We start from the raw sequence: 17,162 nt of genomic DNA on the forward strand, positions 1-17,162 counted from the left end.
GATTTTGTGGACGGTCCTGCCACTGCCCGATACCCTCTGCCGGGTCGAGATTGTTGGATCTTCAACGACAGGCGGGGACGGCGTGGCACGCTCGTGGAGGGAGCTTCCCACGGGCCGGGTCGTGCACCTGCACGCGGACGGGGACGTGCACCTGCACGCGGACGGGGACGTGCACCTGCCCGATGACGCGCCCGCACTGGTCACCTACGTGCCCCGCCCGGCCGAGACCCCCGCGGACGTGGTCGCCGACGTACTGGGGGAACTGGAGTCCGCCGCGCTGGCGATGTTCCCCGCCTGGCTGCCCGATGCGGACGGGATCACCGGGCCCGGCGGCGCGGCCGTCCCCGCCGTTCGCGCCCTCGCCCTGCGTACGGGCTCCGCCACCAGGCACTTCGCGCCCTTCCTCGCCCACCTGGCGGAACGCGCCCTGCGCGGCCAGGCTCGGGGAGGCTTCCCGCCCGAGATCCGTGCCGCCGGGCTGGCCCGGGTGCTCCGCTCGGCCTACCGGCGGCCGGAGGCCGCGATCCTCGTACGGGTTCCCTCCGGGCTCTCGCCTGCCGCCGAGGAGGTGCTGGTCGCGGCGTGCGAATGGCTGGCCCACCACGGCGGGTTCGGCGTCTGGCTCATCGGGCCGCCGCCGCGCTCCGTCGACCGGATCGAGACCATGACCGCCCCGATCCCCGAAGAGGTCGCGGCGCTCGCCCGCGAGATCACGTCCGGCGGTGCCGTGGAGTCTCCGCTGCCGGCGCTCGCCTTCCCGCCTCTGGCCGGATCGCCGCACCCGGCCAGCACCGCCGAGCGGCGGTTGGAGGCGGCACTGTCGCCGTACGCCTGGGCGGCGGGCCGCGAGTGGAACCAGCTCCACGCCTCAGGACCGCTCAGCAATCCGATCCGCGTCGACCTGCTCTGGCGTGCCGAGCGATGCGTGGTCGAGATCGACGGCCCCGAGCATCTCCGGCCGCTCCGCCTCGCCGCGGACAGACAACGCGACCTGCGCCTCCGCCGGGACGGCTACGCCGTCCGCCGCTTCACGAACGAGCAGGTGCTGGAACGCCTCGGCACCGTGCTCGCCGAGTTGGAGCGCTTCCTCCACCAGTGCCGCCATGGAACGCTCGAAGGGTCACTCCATGCCTGACAAACCCTTGTCCTTCTCCGCGACCTGCGCCCTCCTGATCCTGATGGCGGAGGACCGGGAGATGTCCAATCCCGAGCTCAAGGAAAAGTACGGCGTCACCATCACGGGCAAGGAGCGGACCACCCTCAACGAGGGCAGATTCGTCACCAGCCGGAGAGCGGGGCGCTCTTTCAGCCATGTGCTGACCGACAAGGGCTGGCACCACGCGTCGGAGCTCGTCCGGGACGGCATCGGCACGCCGGGCACCGGTTTCGCCGCGGCGGCGGTCAAGGCCCTCGTCGGCAACCTCCAGCGGCACATCGCCCGGAGCGAGAACAGCCTCGCCGAGATCTTCGGGCGGGAGGAGGACCTCGTCCCCGCGAACACCGGAGAACCGGTTGCGGAACCGCCCGCCTCCGAACCGGCGGCAGCACCGATCGCGATCGCGGAAACGCCGGCCGCGAGCGTGCCCGCGTCCGACGACATCGAGACGATGATCCGCAAGGCGTACGCGCGGCTCGCCGACAAGCCCAACGCCTGGGTCAGCCTGACCCGGCTGCGCCCGTTGCTCGGCGATGCCCCCAGGGACGAGGTCGACGCCACCTTCCGCCGGATGATCGGCCTGCCCGACGTACGCCTGGTGCCCGAGTCCAACCAGAAGATGCTCACCGACGAGGACAGGAGCGCGGCTGTCGTGATCGGGGACCAGGCCAAGCACCTCATCCTGATCGGAGCATGATGACGAGCGACGAACTCGACGCCCTTCGGGCCCTGCGGTTCAACTACACGCGGGTCGCCGACGACGTGTGGCGCCCGTTGCCGTTCCATGTCGAGGGGATGCATCGGGACGCCGCGCAGGTCATCCTCGACGGCCTGCTGGAGGCGGAGGAGAGCGTCGCCGCGAGCCCCATCGGCGTCGCGATACAGGGCCAGCGGGGGACGGGTAAGACGCATCTCCTCGGCTGGGTGCGCGAGAAGGTACACGAAGAGGACGCCTACTTCTTCCTGGTCAGCCTGCTCGACGCGAAGGACTTCTGGGAGAGCGTGCTGCTCTCCATGCTCGACAGCCTCTCCCGGCCGCTGGCCGGGGACGGCAGTCAGCTGAGGGAACTCCTGTGGCGCCTCTGCGTGCTCGCCGAGGTGCCACAAGCGGCACGCGGCCCGATCATCGGCGACGTCCCCCTGTCCCGGGCTGACCTGGATGCCTTCATCGACGCCCTGCGCCAATACGACCCGCACGTCGGCCGTGACGTGCAGGACACCGCACGGGCCCTCACCCTGCGGGCCTCGCATGGCCTGGCGGCGCAGGACATCGGTGACGCCTACCTCATCTCGGCGCCGCAGGGAGAGCCCGGCGAGCGCGCGGGATGGGGGTTCCGGACCGTCGAGAAGACACCGCAGGAGATCGTCCACGACCTGTCCAGACTTCTCGCGCTGACCGGTCCCTCCGTCATCGCCGTGGACCAGGTCGACACGCTGATCGCCCAGTCCGCCACCCTCACCGGGGGCGGATCGGCGGAGGACCCGGAGCACCGCAGGACGATCGAACGCGTCGCGGGTGGTCTGATGACACTTCGCGAGGTTACCCGCCGCACGCTGACGGTCCTGTCCTGCCTCCCCCTCACATGGACGTTGATCGAAAAGCATGCCACCGACACCGTCCAGGACCGCTTCCGGATGACCCTGCCGCTGGGGACGATCCCGGACGCGAAGACGGGCCGGGCGCTGATCGAGAAGAGGTTCAGCGCGCAGTACGGGGCGGTCGGGTTCACGCCGCCATACCCGACCTGGCCGGTGACGCCTGAGGCGTTCGAGGAGGCGAACCAGTACACGCCTCGCCAGTTGCTCATCCGGATCGACACGCATGTGCGGTCGTGCCTGGCGAGCGGGCAGGTCGCGGAGCTGGAACGGCTGACCGGCTCCCAGCCGGCCAAGGTCGTTCCCACAAAGCAGCGCCCGGGACCGGAACGGGGACCGGACTTCGGCGAGCTCGACAGGCGGTTCGCGGAGTTGCGGCAGCGGGCGGACGTGGTGGAGGCGCTGGACCCGATCACGGAGGACGCCGTGATGCCGGGACTGCTGTCGGCCGGGCTGTCCGCCTGGATCGCCGAGCAGGGCGAGGACGGACGCCTGTTCGCCCAGGACCCGCCTCCGAGCACGAAGCCGCCCCTGCACGCCCGCCTGCGGCGGACCCTGGACGAGGCGACGGAGAACGAGGCCCACTGGTGTTTCCGGGCCGTCTCCGCGTCCCATCACACCGCCGCGCTCAACCGACTGAAGGCCGCGTCCACGGCGGCCGGGCTCGACGATCGGATACCCGCGCGCAAACTCTTCGTGCTCAGGAACCAGGGCTGGGCGAAGGGGCCCGCCACCCAGGAGGCCCTGGCCGCCTTCGAGCAGGCGGGGGGCCGCGTCCTCCAGGTCGAGGAGGACGACCTGAGGATCTTCTCGGCTCTTCGCACCCTGCTGACCGAAAACCCGGCGGACCTCCAGGCATGGCTCGTCTCCCGCAAGCCGACGAACGAGGTGAAGCTGTTCGCCGAGGCGCTGAGCGACGCGGCCGTTCCGCGCGTGTCCAGCGCGGGGAGTGGGAGGTCCTCGCGGCCGGCCCGGTCGCCGGACCGCCCCCGGCGCACCGCCAATCCCGAGCGGCGTCTGCTCCACCGGGAGGCGGTGCCAGGACTCAAGCCGCTGCCGGTGGCCGACGCGCCGTCCCCGGCCTCCGGTGATGCACCTTCCGCGGCCCCCGACACCGCGCCGTCCCCGGCCCCCGACACCGCGCCGTCCCCGGCCCCCGACACCGCGCCGTCCCCGGCTTCCGGCAATGTGCCGGAACCTGTCGGTGCGAGCGTCGCGGTTCCCGGCGGCGTAACCCTCGGCCCGGCCGTTCCCGATCTGCAGGTCTGGCCACCTCTGCCCTCCCCCGAGGCATCGCCGGTCGAAGCGCCGTCCGCGGAGGTGCCGGCTGTGGAGACGCCGGTCGCGGAGGTACCGGCTGCGGACACGCCGGCTGTGGAGACGACGGTCGAGGCGCCCTTTGCGGAGATGCCGGCAGCGGAGGCGGCGGCCGTTCCTCGTCCGCGCAGGCCGCTGCCGGCGGACGAGGCCCCGGCCGCTCCGTACCTGACGATCGGGGCGGCGACCTCGGACGACCGGCCGGTGCGGATCCCGCTGGAGACCCTGCGCAAGCACACGGCGATCTTCGCCGGCTCGGGCTCCGGCAAGACGGTGCTGATCCGCCGCCTCGTGGAGGAGTGCGCCCTTCAGGGGGTCTCGGCGATCGTGCTCGACGCGAACAACGACCTCGCGCGGCTCGGCGACCGGTGGCCGGAACCACCGGCGGAGTGGGGCGAGGGCGACGCGGCCAGGGCCGACGACTATCTGAGGAACACCGACGTGGTCGTCTGGACGCCGCGCAAGGAGTCGGGACGCCCGCTGAGCTTCCAGCCACTGCCCGACTTCGCCGGCGTCGCCGACGACCCGGACGAGTTCGACGAGGCGGTGGACGCCGCCCTCGCCGCGCTCGTGCCCCGGGCGAAGCTGGAGGCCAAGACGGCCAGGGCCCATCTCGGCCAGGCGGTGCTCCGCGAGGCCGTCGCCCACTACGGACGGCGCGGCGGCACGGGGCTGGGCGGCCTGATCGCCCTGCTCGACGACCTTCCTGACGGCGTGAGCAGTCTCGAAGGCGCGCCCAGGCTCGCGACCGAGATGGCCCAGCACCTCAGGGCGGAGACGATCAGCGATCCCCTGTTCGCGGGGACCGGGACGCCTGTCGATCCGGGCGTCCTGCTCACGCCGCCGGAGGGCAGACGGGCCCGCGTCTCGGTGATCAGCCTCACCGGCATGGCCTCCGACGCCCAGCGGCAGGGCTTCGTCAACCAGCTGCAGATGGCGCTGTTCTCCTGGATCAAACGGCATCCCGCCGGAGACCGGCCGCTCGGCGGGCTGTTCGTGATGGACGAGGCCCAGACGTTCGCGCCGTCAGGGACGGCGACCGTGTGCACCCAGAGCACGCTCGCCCTCGCCGCGCAGGCCCGCAAGTACGGCCTCGGGCTCGTGTACGCCACCCAGGCGCCGAAGGGCCTGCACAACCGGATCACGGGCAACGCCGCCACCCAGTTCTTCGGCCTGCTCAACGCGCCGGCCCAGATCACGGCGGCGCGGGAGCTGGCCAGGGCCAAGGGCGGCGACGTCCCCGACGTGGCGCGGCTGCGGTCCGGCCAGTTCTACGCGGCGTTCGAGGGCGGGTCGTTCACGAAGGTCCGTACGCCGCTGTGCCTGAGTCACCACCCGAGCAGCCCTCTGACCAGCGAGGAGGTCGTGGCCCGGGCGAACCGGTCCTGAATGGGAGCGCGCGGAGCCGGCGCCGTCCTCGGACGCGACGCCGGCTCCGCTGCACCGGTGATCAGTCGGCGGCGTCTTTCCGCTGCTCTGCCCTGGGAATCCGGCTGGGCGGGGTGACCGGCCGGCCGTAGAGGATCGATACCCAGGCGTTGGTGAGAACGTCGACGAGGACCTCCTCGTCGTCGAACGGGGGGACACCGGCCGCGGCGAGATAGTAGAGCCGTTCACCCATCCAGGTCAGCGACGCGGCGACGGCGCGCACGTCCATGTCCCCGAGCCGCCTGCGGGCCTGCGGGTCGGACTCGATCCGGGCCACGGCGGCGTCGGTGAACAGGTTCATCTGTTCCAGCCAGAGGGCTCGCAGCCCCTCGTCCGAGCCCTGGCTCTCCACGATCGCCATGAGGACGCCCGCGTTGTCGCGCCACAGCCGGGCACCGTCCCGCACCCCCGCACGCAGCGCGGCGACGGGGTCCTGCGACCCGCCGATCCACGGGGCCGCGGCCTGCTGTCCCTGTGCCACGGCGTCGCGCACCAGCTCACCGAGCACGGCCTGCCTGCTCGGGAAGTAGAAGTAGAAGCTCGCCCGGGAGACCTCCGCGGCGGTGAGGATGTCGGCGACGCTGAGGGTGTCGAAGCGGCGCTCCCGCAGCAGCTCGCGGGTCGCGGACAGGATCCGCTCCCGCAACCCGGTGGACGCCGGCTCCGCGGCCGATCTACGGGCCGGCTGCGCGCCGGGCTTCGAAGGCATGCCCCTCAGGATACCGACGTGCTGTACGGACGCCTTGTACAGACATAATGTTCAGACACAGTGTATGGTTCCCTTCATGACACATTCAGATATCGGCATGAGGTACCGCACTTTGGGCACGAGCGGTCTTCGGGTGTCCGAACTGATCCTGGGCGCGATGACCTTCGGAGAGCAGGGCGGCGTCGGCGCGCCGGCGGCGGAGTGCCGGCGGATGCTCGACCTGTACGCCGAGGCCGGCGGCAACATGATCGACACGGCCGTCAACTACCGCGACGGGGCCAGCGAGGAGATCCTCGGCGAGCTGCTCGAGGGCAGGCGTGAGTCGTTCGTCCTCGGCACGAAGTACACCGTCTCCCGCGACCGGTCCGACCCGAACGCCGGGGGGAACCACAGGAAGAACCTCCGGGCCTCCCTGGAGACCAGCCTGCGCCGGCTGCGTACGGACTACCTCGACCTCTATTGGGTGCACATGTGGGACCGTGACACGCCCATCGAGGAGACCATGCGCGCGCTGGACGACGCCGTCCAGGCCGGCAAGGTGCTGTACGTGGGGATCTCCGACGCCCCCGCCTGGGTCGTGGCCCGCGCCAACACCCTCGCCGAGTGGCGCGGCTGGAGTCCCTTCATCGGCCTGCAGGTGCCGTACAGCCTGCTGCAACGTGACATCGAACGGGAACTGCTCCCCATGGCCGAGTCCCTCGGGCTCGGCGTCACGGCGTGGAGCCCGCTCGGCGGCGGGGTGCTGTCCGGCAAGTACACGGTGTCCAGCGAGCACACCCGCCCGGACGGGGCCGTGCCCATGGGACGGCTGAAGGCCGAGTCGCTCTCGGCCCGCGACCACGCCGTCGCCCGGGCCGTGCAGGAGGCCGCCGACGACCTCGGCGCGACCCCGGCACAGGTCGCGATCGCGTGGACGATGAGCCGCTCTCCCGCCGTCCATCCGATCGTCGGGGCGCGTTCCGCCGACCAGCTACGGGGCAATCTCGCCGCCGCCGGCCTCGCCCTCCCCCCTGAAGTGCGCACGCGCCTGGAAAATGCCACCGAGTTCACCCTCGGATTTCCCGGCGACTTCATCGCCCAGACCTCGCCGTGGGTGTTCGGCGCCGCGCTCGTCGACCCCCCTTCCGGCGCATTCCGGCGATGAGGGCCGCGTCAGCACTTGCGGCCCACATCGTTCTCCGGCCCGGCGTCGCCGCCCGTGTCCTCCTACCGGCGGAAGGCGGCGGCACCGGCGGCGGCGATCGCCACCGACAGGACCACGACGACCGTGAGCGTCCCCAGGGGGTTGCGGTGCCGTACGGGCGCGATCGCGCGCATGGCCGGCACGCGGGCAACCGGTGACCTGGACGGCGAGGGGGTGGGCCGCGGCGTCGCACGAGGGCGGGGGGACGGCACCGCCACGGGCGGCCGGGGCGCGACCGCCACCCGATGCGGGGAGTGCCGGGGCGCCGGTGCGGGCTTCTCGGGAGCCGGCGCCGGAGGCTCCGGGGAGGGCGCCGGCGGCGGGACGGGCGTCGGCGGCGTGCAGCCGGGCCCTCCGATGCCGACCTCGGCGTGCAGGTCGACGATCACGTCGACGTCGACGCAGACGCCGACCCGCAGGCCCGGTCCATCCGGATCGTCGGCCGTGGAAGACGTGCCGGCCGCTGCCCGCACCGGCGCGGGAAGCGCGGCGGCCGGCGTGGCCCAGGTCAGGGTCGCACAGGTGAGAGTGGCACAGGTCAGCACGGCACTGGCACGGACGAGCGCGACGGCCACGCGCGGGCCCGCCGTCCTGCCCATGTCAGCGGCCCTCGGGGATCCGCTGGAACTCGTGCAGGGCGCTCACGAACGCGTCGGGCTTCACCGCCAGGCCACCGCTGAAGGGGTGGGAGATGTTCCAGGCGAGATAGACGCCGACGCCGAGCAGGACCGCCATCGCCGTCATCGGCACGAGCGTGAGCCCCCGGGGACGGGCCCCGGCCAGGAACGGGAAGACGACGACGAGGACGCCCGTGAGGACCGTCAGCAGCATGACGCCGGGAGGCAGCGCGGTGCCGACGTCGGCGGCGCGCTGCCGGCGGGCGGCGAACAGGTCCGCCATCCGCTCCAGCACCGCGTCCTTCGCGTCGCGCGCCTCGTCGGTCGTGGCCGGCAGTTCGGTCACGCGGGCGCGCAGCGACTCCAGCCGCGCCGTCCCCTCGGTGCCGAGGCGCCCGGCCGCCATCTGCGGCCACTCGTCCTCGAGGACGTATCTCGCGTACTCGCGCAGTCCCTCGCGCACCTGGGCGGCGTCGGGGGCGGGGAGCGGCGCGGCGGCCCAGTAGGCCTCCACGAGCGCCTGGGTCTCCGAGTAGGTGTTCTGCCGCGCCGAGTCGGCCGATGTCCACGGCACGACGATCGCGATGGCGAACACGAGCAGGAACAGCGAGGAGAGCATCGACCCGGCGTGACCGGCGGACGCGCCGCCGGGATCGCGATCGTCGGCGCCCCGGCCCAGCGCGCGGAACAGAAGGGCCGCCACGGCCACCAGCCCGACGGCCGCCGCGACCGCGAGTACGCCCATGAGCATGTCATCTCCACAGACACTTTGCTGATTACTAGTAGTGACATGACTATCACAAGAAGTAACCATTGACCAGCGAAGACGGGCAAGTGACGGCGCGGCCTGCCCCGGCGGCCTGGAGGGGTCGTGGCAGGATCGGCGCGGAGGTGAGCGCATGCGCGTGGTGATCGCGGGCGGACACGGGAAGATCGCCCTTCGGCTGGCACGCCTGCTGAGCGGGCGGGGCGACGCGCCGGTGGGGCTGATCCGCGACCCGGATCAGGTCGCGGACGTGGAGGCCGCCGGCGCCGAGGCGGTGCTGTGCGACCTGGAGCGAACCGCGCCGGAGAAGGTGGCCGAGATCCTGCGGGGAGCCGGAGCCGTCGTCTTCGCGGCCGGGGCGGGGCCCGGCAGCGGCGCCGCGCGCAAGTTCACGGTGGACCAGGGCGCCTCGGTGCTGCTCGCCGACGCGGCCGGACGGGCCGGCGTTTCCCGCTTCATCCAGATCTCCTCGATGGGCGCGGGATCGCCGCCCGCGCCGGGGAGCGACGAGGTCTGGACGGCCTACATCACCGCGAAGACGGCAGCGGAGGAGGACCTGCGCGCCCGCCCGCTCGACTGGACGATCCTGCGGCCGGGGCGGCTCACCGACGGGCCGGGGACCGGCCTGGTGACGCTGGCCGATCCGCCGCTTCCCTCCGGGGCGGTGCCGCGCGACGACGTCGCCGCCGTGATCGCCGCGCTGATCGACGCCCCGGAGACGCGGCATCGCGTCCTCGAACTCATCGGCGGAGGCGTGCCCGTCGCCGAGGCCGTACGGCTCGTGCTGATGCGGTGACGGAGAAAGGCCTCCCCGGGACCGTTACTCATATCGGCCCCACATGACAAGAGGCGCTAAATACCCAATCAGGCACTAAGCCATCTCGTTGCGGAAAAATCCCGAATTTGGGGGGTTCGTGCACCTTGACGACTTTTTCGGGGTGACAAAGACTTCCCTCGACCTCGCGTGATCCGTTCCGGGCTGACCCCCCTTCCCGGACGGCACGCCAGATGGAGGAAACTCGATGAGGAGCTCTCCCCGCAGGGCGCGGCGCTACGCCGCCGCACTCGCACTCCCCCTGGCGATCACCCTGAACGCCCTCCCTGCGCTCGCCGGTCCCTCTCCCGATCCGGTCCCGCCCGACCGGGCGTCCAGCACCGCGCAGAACGGCGTCGCGCTGATGCGCGTCGTCGTCGCCGACCAGTCGGGCGTGGACAAGCTGGTTGCCCTGGGCGTCGACCTGGCCGAGTACAGCAAGCCCGTCGACGGCGGCGTCGAGGTGCACGCCGTGCTCAGCCCCGACGAGGCGCGGAGCCTGCGCGACCAGGGCTTCGACGTCCGCGACGCCATCTCCGACCAGAGCGACTACGCCGCGAACCTGGCCGAGCGGCGCCAGGCGCTGGCCTCCGCGTCGGCCGACGCGACCGAGACCGACACGCTCACACCGCTGCGCGCCGAGTGGTTCACCAGCCTCGACGATCAGCGTTTCCTTTCGGTGGAGGTGAAGACGAGCGCGACGGACGCCCAGACCGTGCTCACCGCCACCTGGGACAGCGGCCCCGGCACCGCCCCCGACTCCGGCGGCACGGCGACGATGTCCCGCTTCACCGACGCCGGGCAGTACATGTACCACCGGTTCAACGCGCCGCTGCCGATCACGGCGGCCCCCACCACGGTCACCATCACCAGCAACCGGGGCGGCTCGATCACCGTGCCGGTGACGAAGTGGCTGGGCGAGCCGCGCAAGGCGCCGAGCAAGCACTACGTGCAGGACTTCGTCGACCACTACATGGACCCCACCGAGGTCACCGGCCGGATCGTGGCGCTGTCCAAGGAGTTCCCGAAGATCTCGGAGATCGTCGACCTGCCGAACAAGACGAACGGCTACCGCCGCCAGGCGCAGGCGCAGTTCGGCACGGGCTCGGGGAGCGCGCTGGCGAGCACGTTCTACGTGACGTCCAAGGCGTACGGCAGCGAGGGCGGCAACGACGTCGGCGTCGCGCTGGTGAACCCCGGGACCGCCTCGGCCCCGCTTTCCGTCGCCGTCAACGGCAAGGACGTGACGGTCAACCTGGCCACGGACGCCTCCGGCACGGTCACCAGCACGGCCTCCCAGGTCGTCGCCGCGCTGAACGGCAGCTCCGCCGCTTCGGCGCTGCTGACCGCGAGCCTCTACCGGACCAGCACGGGCACCGGTGTGGTGGCGGCGGCCCCGGCGACGAAGCTGACCGACAACCTGAAGGCGCCGGCGAGCGTCTCGCGTCAGCCGTTCCAGATGAAGGCGCTGCGCATCGGCAAGAGCCGGAACGGCTCGAAGACCGGCGTGTTCCTCTACTGCCAGGAGCACGCCCGCGAGTGGGTGACCCCGATCACCTGTGTGGAGACCGCCGAGCGGCTGCTGCGCAACTACGCGCAGGACCCGGACACCAGGAAGCTGGTGGACGATCTCGACATCTTCATCGTGCCGACGATCAACCCCGACGGCGCCCACTACTCGATGTACGACTACAACATGCAGCGCAGGAACATGGTCAACTACTGCGCCGCCGACGCGGCGGACCCGGGGCGGCGCAACTCCTGGGGCGTCGACCTCAACCGCAACTTCTCGGTGGGCAGCGTCCGCGACGGATACAACGGCGGCTCGACCACCTGCACCAGCGACACCTTCGCCGGGCCGGCGGAGCTGTCGGAGCCGGAGACACGCAACGAGGTGTGGCTCACGGAGAAGTTCCCGAACATCAAGTTCGCGATGAACACCCACTCCTACGGCGGCTACTTCATGTGGCCTCCCGGGGCGTACAAGACCGCGGGACGGGAGACGCTGCCGCGGACGGACCTCGGCACGGAGGAGTACTTCTGGAACGCCTCCACCCACATCCTGTCCGCCGTCCAGGGCTGGCGCGGCACGGCCATCTGGCCGGGACGCACCGGCCCGGTGATCGACGTGCTGTACTCGGCGGCCGGCAACAGCGCCGACGAGTTCTGGTACAACAAGGGCATCATCGGCTGGGACTTCGAGGTCGGCGCCGACGTCTACGACCAGGCGACCAAGCAGTACCTCGCGGTCGGCTTCCAGCCTCCATTCGAGGAGGGCCACGAGGAGGCGATGGAGTTCTCCAACGGCCAGATCGGCATCCTCGAGGTCGCCCGCGCCTACGACAAGGACAGGCAACGGCCCGATTCGACGCTCGTGGTGACCGGCAGGACCGACACCTCGACGACGTTCACCTTCAATGTGGACGAGCCGGCGAACGTCTACTACACCCTCGACGGCAGCCGGCCGACGCTGAGCTCGCCCAAGCTGACCTCTTCGGGCATGCGTGAGGGCGCCGCGAAGATCTCGATCGACAAGACCACCGAGGTGCACTGGTTCGCCATGGACCTCGCGGGCAACGTCGAGAAGAACTACAAGCCGGACGGCAACGGCAAGAACTACGGCAAGGAGACCGTCACGGTCGGCGGCAAGCCCTGACCGTCGCGTTCCACGATGGCCGCCGGCCGGGGACTTCCCCGGCCGGCGGCCACCGTCGTTCGCCCCTGGGGATGGTTCAGGACGAGGTGACGCAGGGTTAGGAAATCCTGACGTAGCGGATTGTTGACCGGGCGGTCAATCAGGCACACCGTCGGGTCATAGGTCACCTCTCCCCGTACGGAGGCACGGATGGATCTCACGAGATCGTTGTCCGACATCGTCGCCCTCGTCGCCGGGCTGGTCGCGGTGCTCGCACCGTTCTTCTGGGCCGACGCCCAGGCGGCCACGCAGCCACTGCTCATTCTCGGCGCCCTGCTCGTCGTCTCCGCCCTGTGGTCCATCCTGGGCGCGGGCGGCGCCAGCTCCTGGGTGACCGCGGCGTTCGGCGCCCTGCTGTTCGTCTCCCCTTGGGCGTTCGGCTTCGACGGCGACTCCGCCTCGGCGTGGACCGCCTGGATCACCGGCGCCGTCACCGTCGTCGTCGGCCTGCTGACCGTCCTGCAGGTGCGCGGCCGCACGACCGTCGCCGCCTGACCCCACCCACCCCGACATCGCGTGCGGCCCCGCCGCCTGTCGCCCCTCCGGCGACCGGCGGCGGGGCCGCACGCCTTTCCGGCCTTTCCGGTTCTCACGGTCGACAGGAGCGATGAACAGGGGCCTCACCTGCGCCTGGACCAGAGTCGCGCTTATCACCCCGTAGGCGATATGTCGCCCCTTGACTTTGGCGCGATCTCCGCTCAATCTGTTGCGTATAGCGCTTCCTGTTCCACCTTACGAAACTGGAAACTCCCGCATGATTCCTGCGTGCCCCCTCGCCGCCCTGCCCAGGGGTGAGGCCCTCCGAATCGAGACAGATCCCCCGATCGCCGTCTTTCACACCGAGGACGGTGAACTGTACGCGGTGGACGACACCTGCACGCATCAGGACGCCTCGCTCGCGGACGGGTGGCTGGAAGGATGCGAGGTGGAGTGCCCCCTGCACGCGTCGCGCTTCGACCTGCGCACGGGCCGGGTGGACGCTCCTCCCGCGAAGCTGCCGGTGCGCACCCACCAGGTGGTGGTCCGGGACGAGACCGTCTACGTCGTGCCGTCGGACCTGCCGCCGAACCTCCCGCCCGGCGTCCGCACCGGTTCGGCCTGAGACGTCGTGAGGGTGCCGTGAAATCCGTCGCCATCGTCGGCGCGTCGCTCGCCGGGCTGTCGGCGGCCCGCGCGCTGCGCGCCCAGGGCTTCGGCGGGCTCCTGACGATCGTCGGGGCCGAAGCGCACCGCCCCTACGACCGGCCCCCGCTGTCCAAGGAGTTCCTCGCCGGCCGGATGACGACGGTGGACCTCGCCCTGGAGGGCGACGGCGAGGACCTCGACGCCGAGTGGCGCCTGGGCGTCGCCGCGACCGGGCTGGAACAGGGCCGGTCGCTGCGGATCGCGCTCGCCGACGGCTCCGCGGTCGAGGCCGACGGCGTGGTGATCGCCACCGGCGCGGTCGCCCGCACCCTCGGGGGCGATCTGTCCGGCGTGCACACGCTGCGTACGATCGAGGACGCGGCGGCCCTGCGGGCCGATCTCGACGCCGCCCGGCGGCTCGTCGTGATCGGGGCGGGCTTCATCGGCGCAGAGGTCGCCTGCGTCGCCCGCACGCTCGGGCTCGACGTGACGATCGTCGAGGCGGCGCCCGCGCCGTTCGCCCGCGCGCTCGGGCCCGAGATGGGCACCGCGCTCGCCGGGCTGCACGAGGCGCACGGGGTGCGCCTGATCTGCGGCGCCGCCGTACGGAGCCTGACGGGCGAGGGCCGCGTCGACGGCGTGCTGCTGGAGGACGGGCGCCGCCTGGACGCCGACGTGGTGCTCGTCGGCATCGGCGCGCGGCCGGCGGTGGACTGGCTCGACGGCAGCGGGGTGAAGGTCGGCGACGGCGTCGTCTGCGACACCGGCGGGGCGACGAGCGTGCCGGGAGTCGTCGCGGTCGGCGACTGCGCCGCCTGGTTCGACCCCGCTCTCGGCGCCCACCTGCGCGTGGAGCATTGGACCGGCGCCGCGCGGCGTCCCGCGACGGCCGCGCAGACGCTGCTATCCGGCGGCGCCGCCGTTCCGGACGCCCTCGCGCCGCCCTACCTGTGGTCCGACCAGTACGGCATGCGCGTGCAGTTCGCCGGGCACACGCTTCCGGGAGACGAGGTGAGCGTCGAGGAGGGCGACCTCGCGTCCCGCCGCTTCCTGGCCGTCTACCGGCGGGAGGGCCGCACGGTCGCGGTGCTCGGCGTCGACCAGCCGCGCTCGTTCACCCGGTGGCGGCGCCGCGTGAACGAGCCCGCCGGGGCGCGATGAGCGCCGTCACGTCCCGTCGGGGACGTCCCTCCGGCGCCGTGTCTTCCGGTGTCGGGTCTCCCGATACCGGGCGTGCGGTGACCCCGGTCACCCGGCGTGGCCGAGACGGTGGCTGATGTCGGCGGCGCCCGCGACGAGCACGGGCGCGAGCTCGCGCATGCGCTCCTCGCTGAACCGGTAGGCCGGGCCGGAGGCGCTGACGGCCGCCACCACCTCGCCCTCGTGGGAGCGGATGGGCGCGGCGATGGCGTTCAGCCCGATCTCGTACTCCTCCACGGTGACCGCGTAGCCCCGCCGCAGCGCCTCGTCGAGCTGCCGCCGCAGTTCGGCGGCGTCGGTCACCGTGGCCGGCGTGAAGCGCTCCAGCCCGGCGGCGGCGATGAGCCGTTCGCGGCGCCGCTCGTCGAGGTGGGCGAGCAGGACCTTGCCGCTCGACGTGGCGTGCAGGGGGGTGGGCTGGCCGACCCAGTTGTGCGCGGTCACGGCCGCCTGGCCGCGCACCTGGTCGAGGTTGATGGCGTAGTGGGACCGCGCGACGGCGATGTTGACGGTCTCGCCGATCTCCTCGGCGAGCCGCCGGCACACCGGGCGGCTCTGCTGGACGAGGTCGAGGCGCGCGGCCACCCCGGCGGCGAGCCGGACGATGCCGAAGCCGAGGCGATACTTGCCGCGGTCCTCGGCCTGCTCCGCCAGGCCGCGGGCCTCGAGGGCGCCGAGGAGCCGGAACGCGGTGGACTTGTGGACGCCGATCTCGGCGGCGACCTCGCTCACGCCGGCCTCGCCGCGCTGGGAGAGGATCTCCAGGATCGTCACGGCCCGGTCCACCGACTGGACGCCGCCGCTCCCCTCGGACCGCACGGCGGCCTCGTCGGCCCCGACGAGATCGGGGTCCGACGCGTGACGTTGCGAATGCTGCACTCTATTGCGCATATCAATATCATCCTGCCCGGGAGGCGGACATGTATGACTTTGTCATCGTCGGTGGTGGATCAGCGGGGAGCGCTCTCGCGAACCGGCTGTCGGCCGACCCCGCGAACCGCGTGCTCGTGCTGGAGGCGGGCCGTCCCGACTACCTGTGGGACGTCTTCATCCACATGCCGGCCGCGCTGATGTTCCCCATCGGCAGCCGGTTCTACGACTGGAAGTACGAGTCCGAGCCCGAGCCGCACATGAACGGCCGGCGCATCTACCACGCCCGGGGGAAGGTGCTCGGCGGGTCGAGCAGCATCAACGGCATGATCTTCCAGCGCGGCAACCCCATGGACTACGAGCGCTGGGGCGCCGATCCGGGCATGGAGACCTGGGACTTCGCGCACTGCCTGCCGTACTTCAAGCGCATGGAGAACTGCCTGGCCGCCGACGCGTCGGATCCGCTGCGCGGACACGAAGGGCCGCTGGTGCTGGAGCGCGGCCCGGCCAGGAATCCGCTGTTCAAGGCCTTCTTCGAGGCCGTGCAGCAGGCGGGCTACCCGCTGACCGACGACGTGAACGGCTACCGCCAGGAGGGGTTCGCGCCGTTCGACCGCAACGTACGCCGCGGGCGCCGCCTGTCGGCGGCCCGGGCCTACCTCCACCCGGTGATGAACCGCCCGAACCTCACGGTCAAGACCGGGGCGTTCGTCACGAAGATCCTCTTCGAGGGCAAGCGCGCGGTCGGCGTCGAGTTCGACGGCAAGCGGGTGCGGGCCGGGGAGGTCGTCCTCTGCGGCGGCGCGATCAACTCCCCGCAACTCCTGCAGCTCTCCGGCGTGGGCGACGCCGACCATCTGAAGGCGCACGGCGTCGACGTGGTCCACGACCTGCCCGGTGTCGGCGAGAACCTCCAGGACCACCTGGAGGTCTACATCCAGTACGCCTGCAAGCAGCCGGTCTCGATGCAACCCGCGATGAAGTGGCGCAACCGGCCGATGGTCGGCGCCCAGTGGCTGTTCCTGCGCAAGGGCCCCGGCGCGACCAACCACTTCGAGGCCGGCGGCTTCGTGCGTGGCAACGAGGACGTCGACTACCCCAACCTGATGTTCCACTTCCTGCCGGTCGCCGTGCGCTACGACGGCAGCGCGCCGGCCGGCGGGCACGGCTACCAGGTGCACATCGGTCCGATGTACTCCGACGCCCGCGGCTCTGTGAAGATCAAGAGCGCCGACCCCCGGGTGAAGCCCGCGCTGCGGTTCAACTACCTGTCCACCGACCAGGACCGCCGCGAGTGGGTCGAGGCCGTGCGGGTGGCCCGCGACATCCTCAACCAGCCCGCGATGGACGGGTTCAACGGCGGCGAGCTGTCCCCCGGCCTGGAGGTCGAGACCGACGAGCAGATCCTCGACTGGGTGGCGAAGGACGGCGAGACCGCGCTGCACCCCTCCTGCACGGCGAAGATGGGCGTGGACGAGATGTCCGTGGTCGACCCGCTGACCATGGGGGTGCACGGCCTGGAGGGCCTGCGCGTCGTGGACGCCTCGGTCATGCCGTACGTCACGAACGGCAACATCTACGCGCCGGTGATGATGGTCGCGGAGAAGGCGGCCGACCTGATCCTCGGTAACACTCCCCTGGCCCCCGAGCCGGCGGAGTTCTACCGGCACAGGAAGGACGCCTGAC

General features: G+C 71.7%; 14 protein-coding genes. 10 read left to right on the forward strand and 4 right to left on the reverse strand.

The genetic code is table 11. The features are described 5' to 3' along the window. Positions 1 to 82: 82 nt before the first annotated feature. From FH610_RS23445 to FH610_RS43795, 3 genes are read left to right on the forward strand one after another with little or no spacing between them, the layout of a single operon-like run. Entirely contained in the window at positions 83 to 1,135 is a 1,053-nt protein-coding gene (locus FH610_RS23445) for a DUF559 domain-containing protein (RefSeq protein ID WP_139576794.1), read from the forward strand. Beyond that, the gene (locus tag FH610_RS23450; protein WP_139576795.1) at positions 1,128 to 1,853 is read left to right on the forward strand and encodes a hypothetical protein; all 726 of its coding nucleotides are present in this window, start codon (positions 1,128 to 1,130) and stop codon (positions 1,851 to 1,853) included. The genes FH610_RS23445 and FH610_RS23450 overlap by 8 nt, the downstream gene beginning before the upstream one ends. Next, complete coding sequence (locus FH610_RS43795) at positions 1,850 to 5,458, forward strand: ATP-binding protein (RefSeq protein WP_240809142.1); 3,609 nt, start codon at positions 1,850 to 1,852, stop codon at positions 5,456 to 5,458. The genes FH610_RS23450 and FH610_RS43795 overlap by 4 nt, the downstream gene beginning before the upstream one ends. A 61-nt stretch (positions 5,459 to 5,519) precedes the next feature. Here the strand turns inward: FH610_RS43795 and FH610_RS23460 are convergent, their stop codons facing one another. After that, positions 5,520 to 6,206, reverse strand: a complete 687-nt coding sequence (locus FH610_RS23460; protein ID WP_139576796.1) for a TetR/AcrR family transcriptional regulator — start codon at positions 6,204 to 6,206, stop codon at positions 5,520 to 5,522. Positions 6,207 to 6,303: 97 nt separating this feature from the next. Here FH610_RS23460 and FH610_RS23465 point away from each other — a divergent pair, with 97 nt between their 5' ends. Then, a complete protein-coding gene (locus tag FH610_RS23465; protein WP_139577138.1) occupies positions 6,304 to 7,350 on the forward strand; it encodes an aldo/keto reductase in 1,047 nt (348 codons plus the stop codon). A gap of 62 nt (positions 7,351 to 7,412) precedes the next feature. On the opposite strand, the gene FH610_RS23470 is transcribed toward FH610_RS23465, so the two are convergent. Beyond that, positions 7,413 to 7,988, reverse strand: coding sequence for a hypothetical protein (locus FH610_RS23470; protein ID WP_139576797.1), 576 nt, complete (start codon positions 7,986 to 7,988; stop codon positions 7,413 to 7,415). Between the two features lies 1 nt (position 7,989). Further along, positions 7,990 to 8,757: a bestrophin-like domain gene (locus FH610_RS23475; RefSeq protein WP_139576798.1), complete on the reverse strand. Its 768-nt coding sequence runs from the start codon at positions 8,755 to 8,757 to the stop codon at positions 7,990 to 7,992. 148 nt (positions 8,758 to 8,905) lie between these two features. Here FH610_RS23475 and FH610_RS23480 point away from each other — a divergent pair, with 148 nt between their 5' ends. From FH610_RS23480 to FH610_RS23500, 5 genes are all read left to right on the forward strand, one after another. Beyond that, on the forward strand, positions 8,906 to 9,568 hold the full coding sequence (locus FH610_RS23480) for an SDR family oxidoreductase (protein WP_139576799.1): 663 nt from the start codon (positions 8,906 to 8,908) through the stop codon (positions 9,566 to 9,568). A gap of 226 nt (positions 9,569 to 9,794) precedes the next feature. Beyond that, on the forward strand, positions 9,795 to 12,242 hold the full coding sequence (locus FH610_RS23485) for a M14 family zinc carboxypeptidase (protein WP_139576800.1): 2,448 nt from the start codon (positions 9,795 to 9,797) through the stop codon (positions 12,240 to 12,242). Between the two features lie 189 nt (positions 12,243 to 12,431). Further along, the gene (locus tag FH610_RS23490) at positions 12,432 to 12,776 is read left to right on the forward strand and encodes an SPW repeat domain-containing protein (protein WP_139576801.1); all 345 of its coding nucleotides are present in this window, start codon (positions 12,432 to 12,434) and stop codon (positions 12,774 to 12,776) included. A 259-nt stretch (positions 12,777 to 13,035) separates the two neighbouring features. Further along, positions 13,036 to 13,383 carry a bifunctional 3-phenylpropionate/cinnamic acid dioxygenase ferredoxin subunit gene (locus tag FH610_RS23495; RefSeq protein WP_079315939.1) on the forward strand — a complete coding sequence of 116 codons (348 nt, stop codon included), beginning with the start codon at positions 13,036 to 13,038 and terminating at the stop codon, positions 13,381 to 13,383. Positions 13,384 to 13,400: 17 nt separating this feature from the next. Further along, the gene (locus FH610_RS23500; protein ID WP_139576802.1) at positions 13,401 to 14,567 is read left to right on the forward strand and encodes an NAD(P)/FAD-dependent oxidoreductase; all 1,167 of its coding nucleotides are present in this window, start codon (positions 13,401 to 13,403) and stop codon (positions 14,565 to 14,567) included. Positions 14,568 to 14,654: 87 nt separating this feature from the next. On the opposite strand, the gene FH610_RS23505 is transcribed toward FH610_RS23500, so the two are convergent. Continuing rightward, positions 14,655 to 15,485, reverse strand: coding sequence for an IclR family transcriptional regulator (locus tag FH610_RS23505; RefSeq protein ID WP_420813732.1), 831 nt, complete (start codon positions 15,483 to 15,485; stop codon positions 14,655 to 14,657). A gap of 41 nt (positions 15,486 to 15,526) precedes the next feature. Between FH610_RS23505 and betA the strand changes: the two genes are divergently transcribed. Further along, positions 15,527 to 17,161 (forward strand): choline dehydrogenase, encoded by a 1,635-nt coding sequence (gene betA / locus FH610_RS23510; RefSeq protein WP_139576804.1) that lies wholly within the window; start codon positions 15,527 to 15,529, stop codon positions 17,159 to 17,161. Position 17,162 lies beyond the last annotated feature (1 nt).

Source organism: Microbispora catharanthi, from assembly GCF_006334915.2.
Lineage (GTDB): Bacteria > Actinomycetota > Actinomycetes > Streptosporangiales > Streptosporangiaceae > Microbispora > Microbispora catharanthi.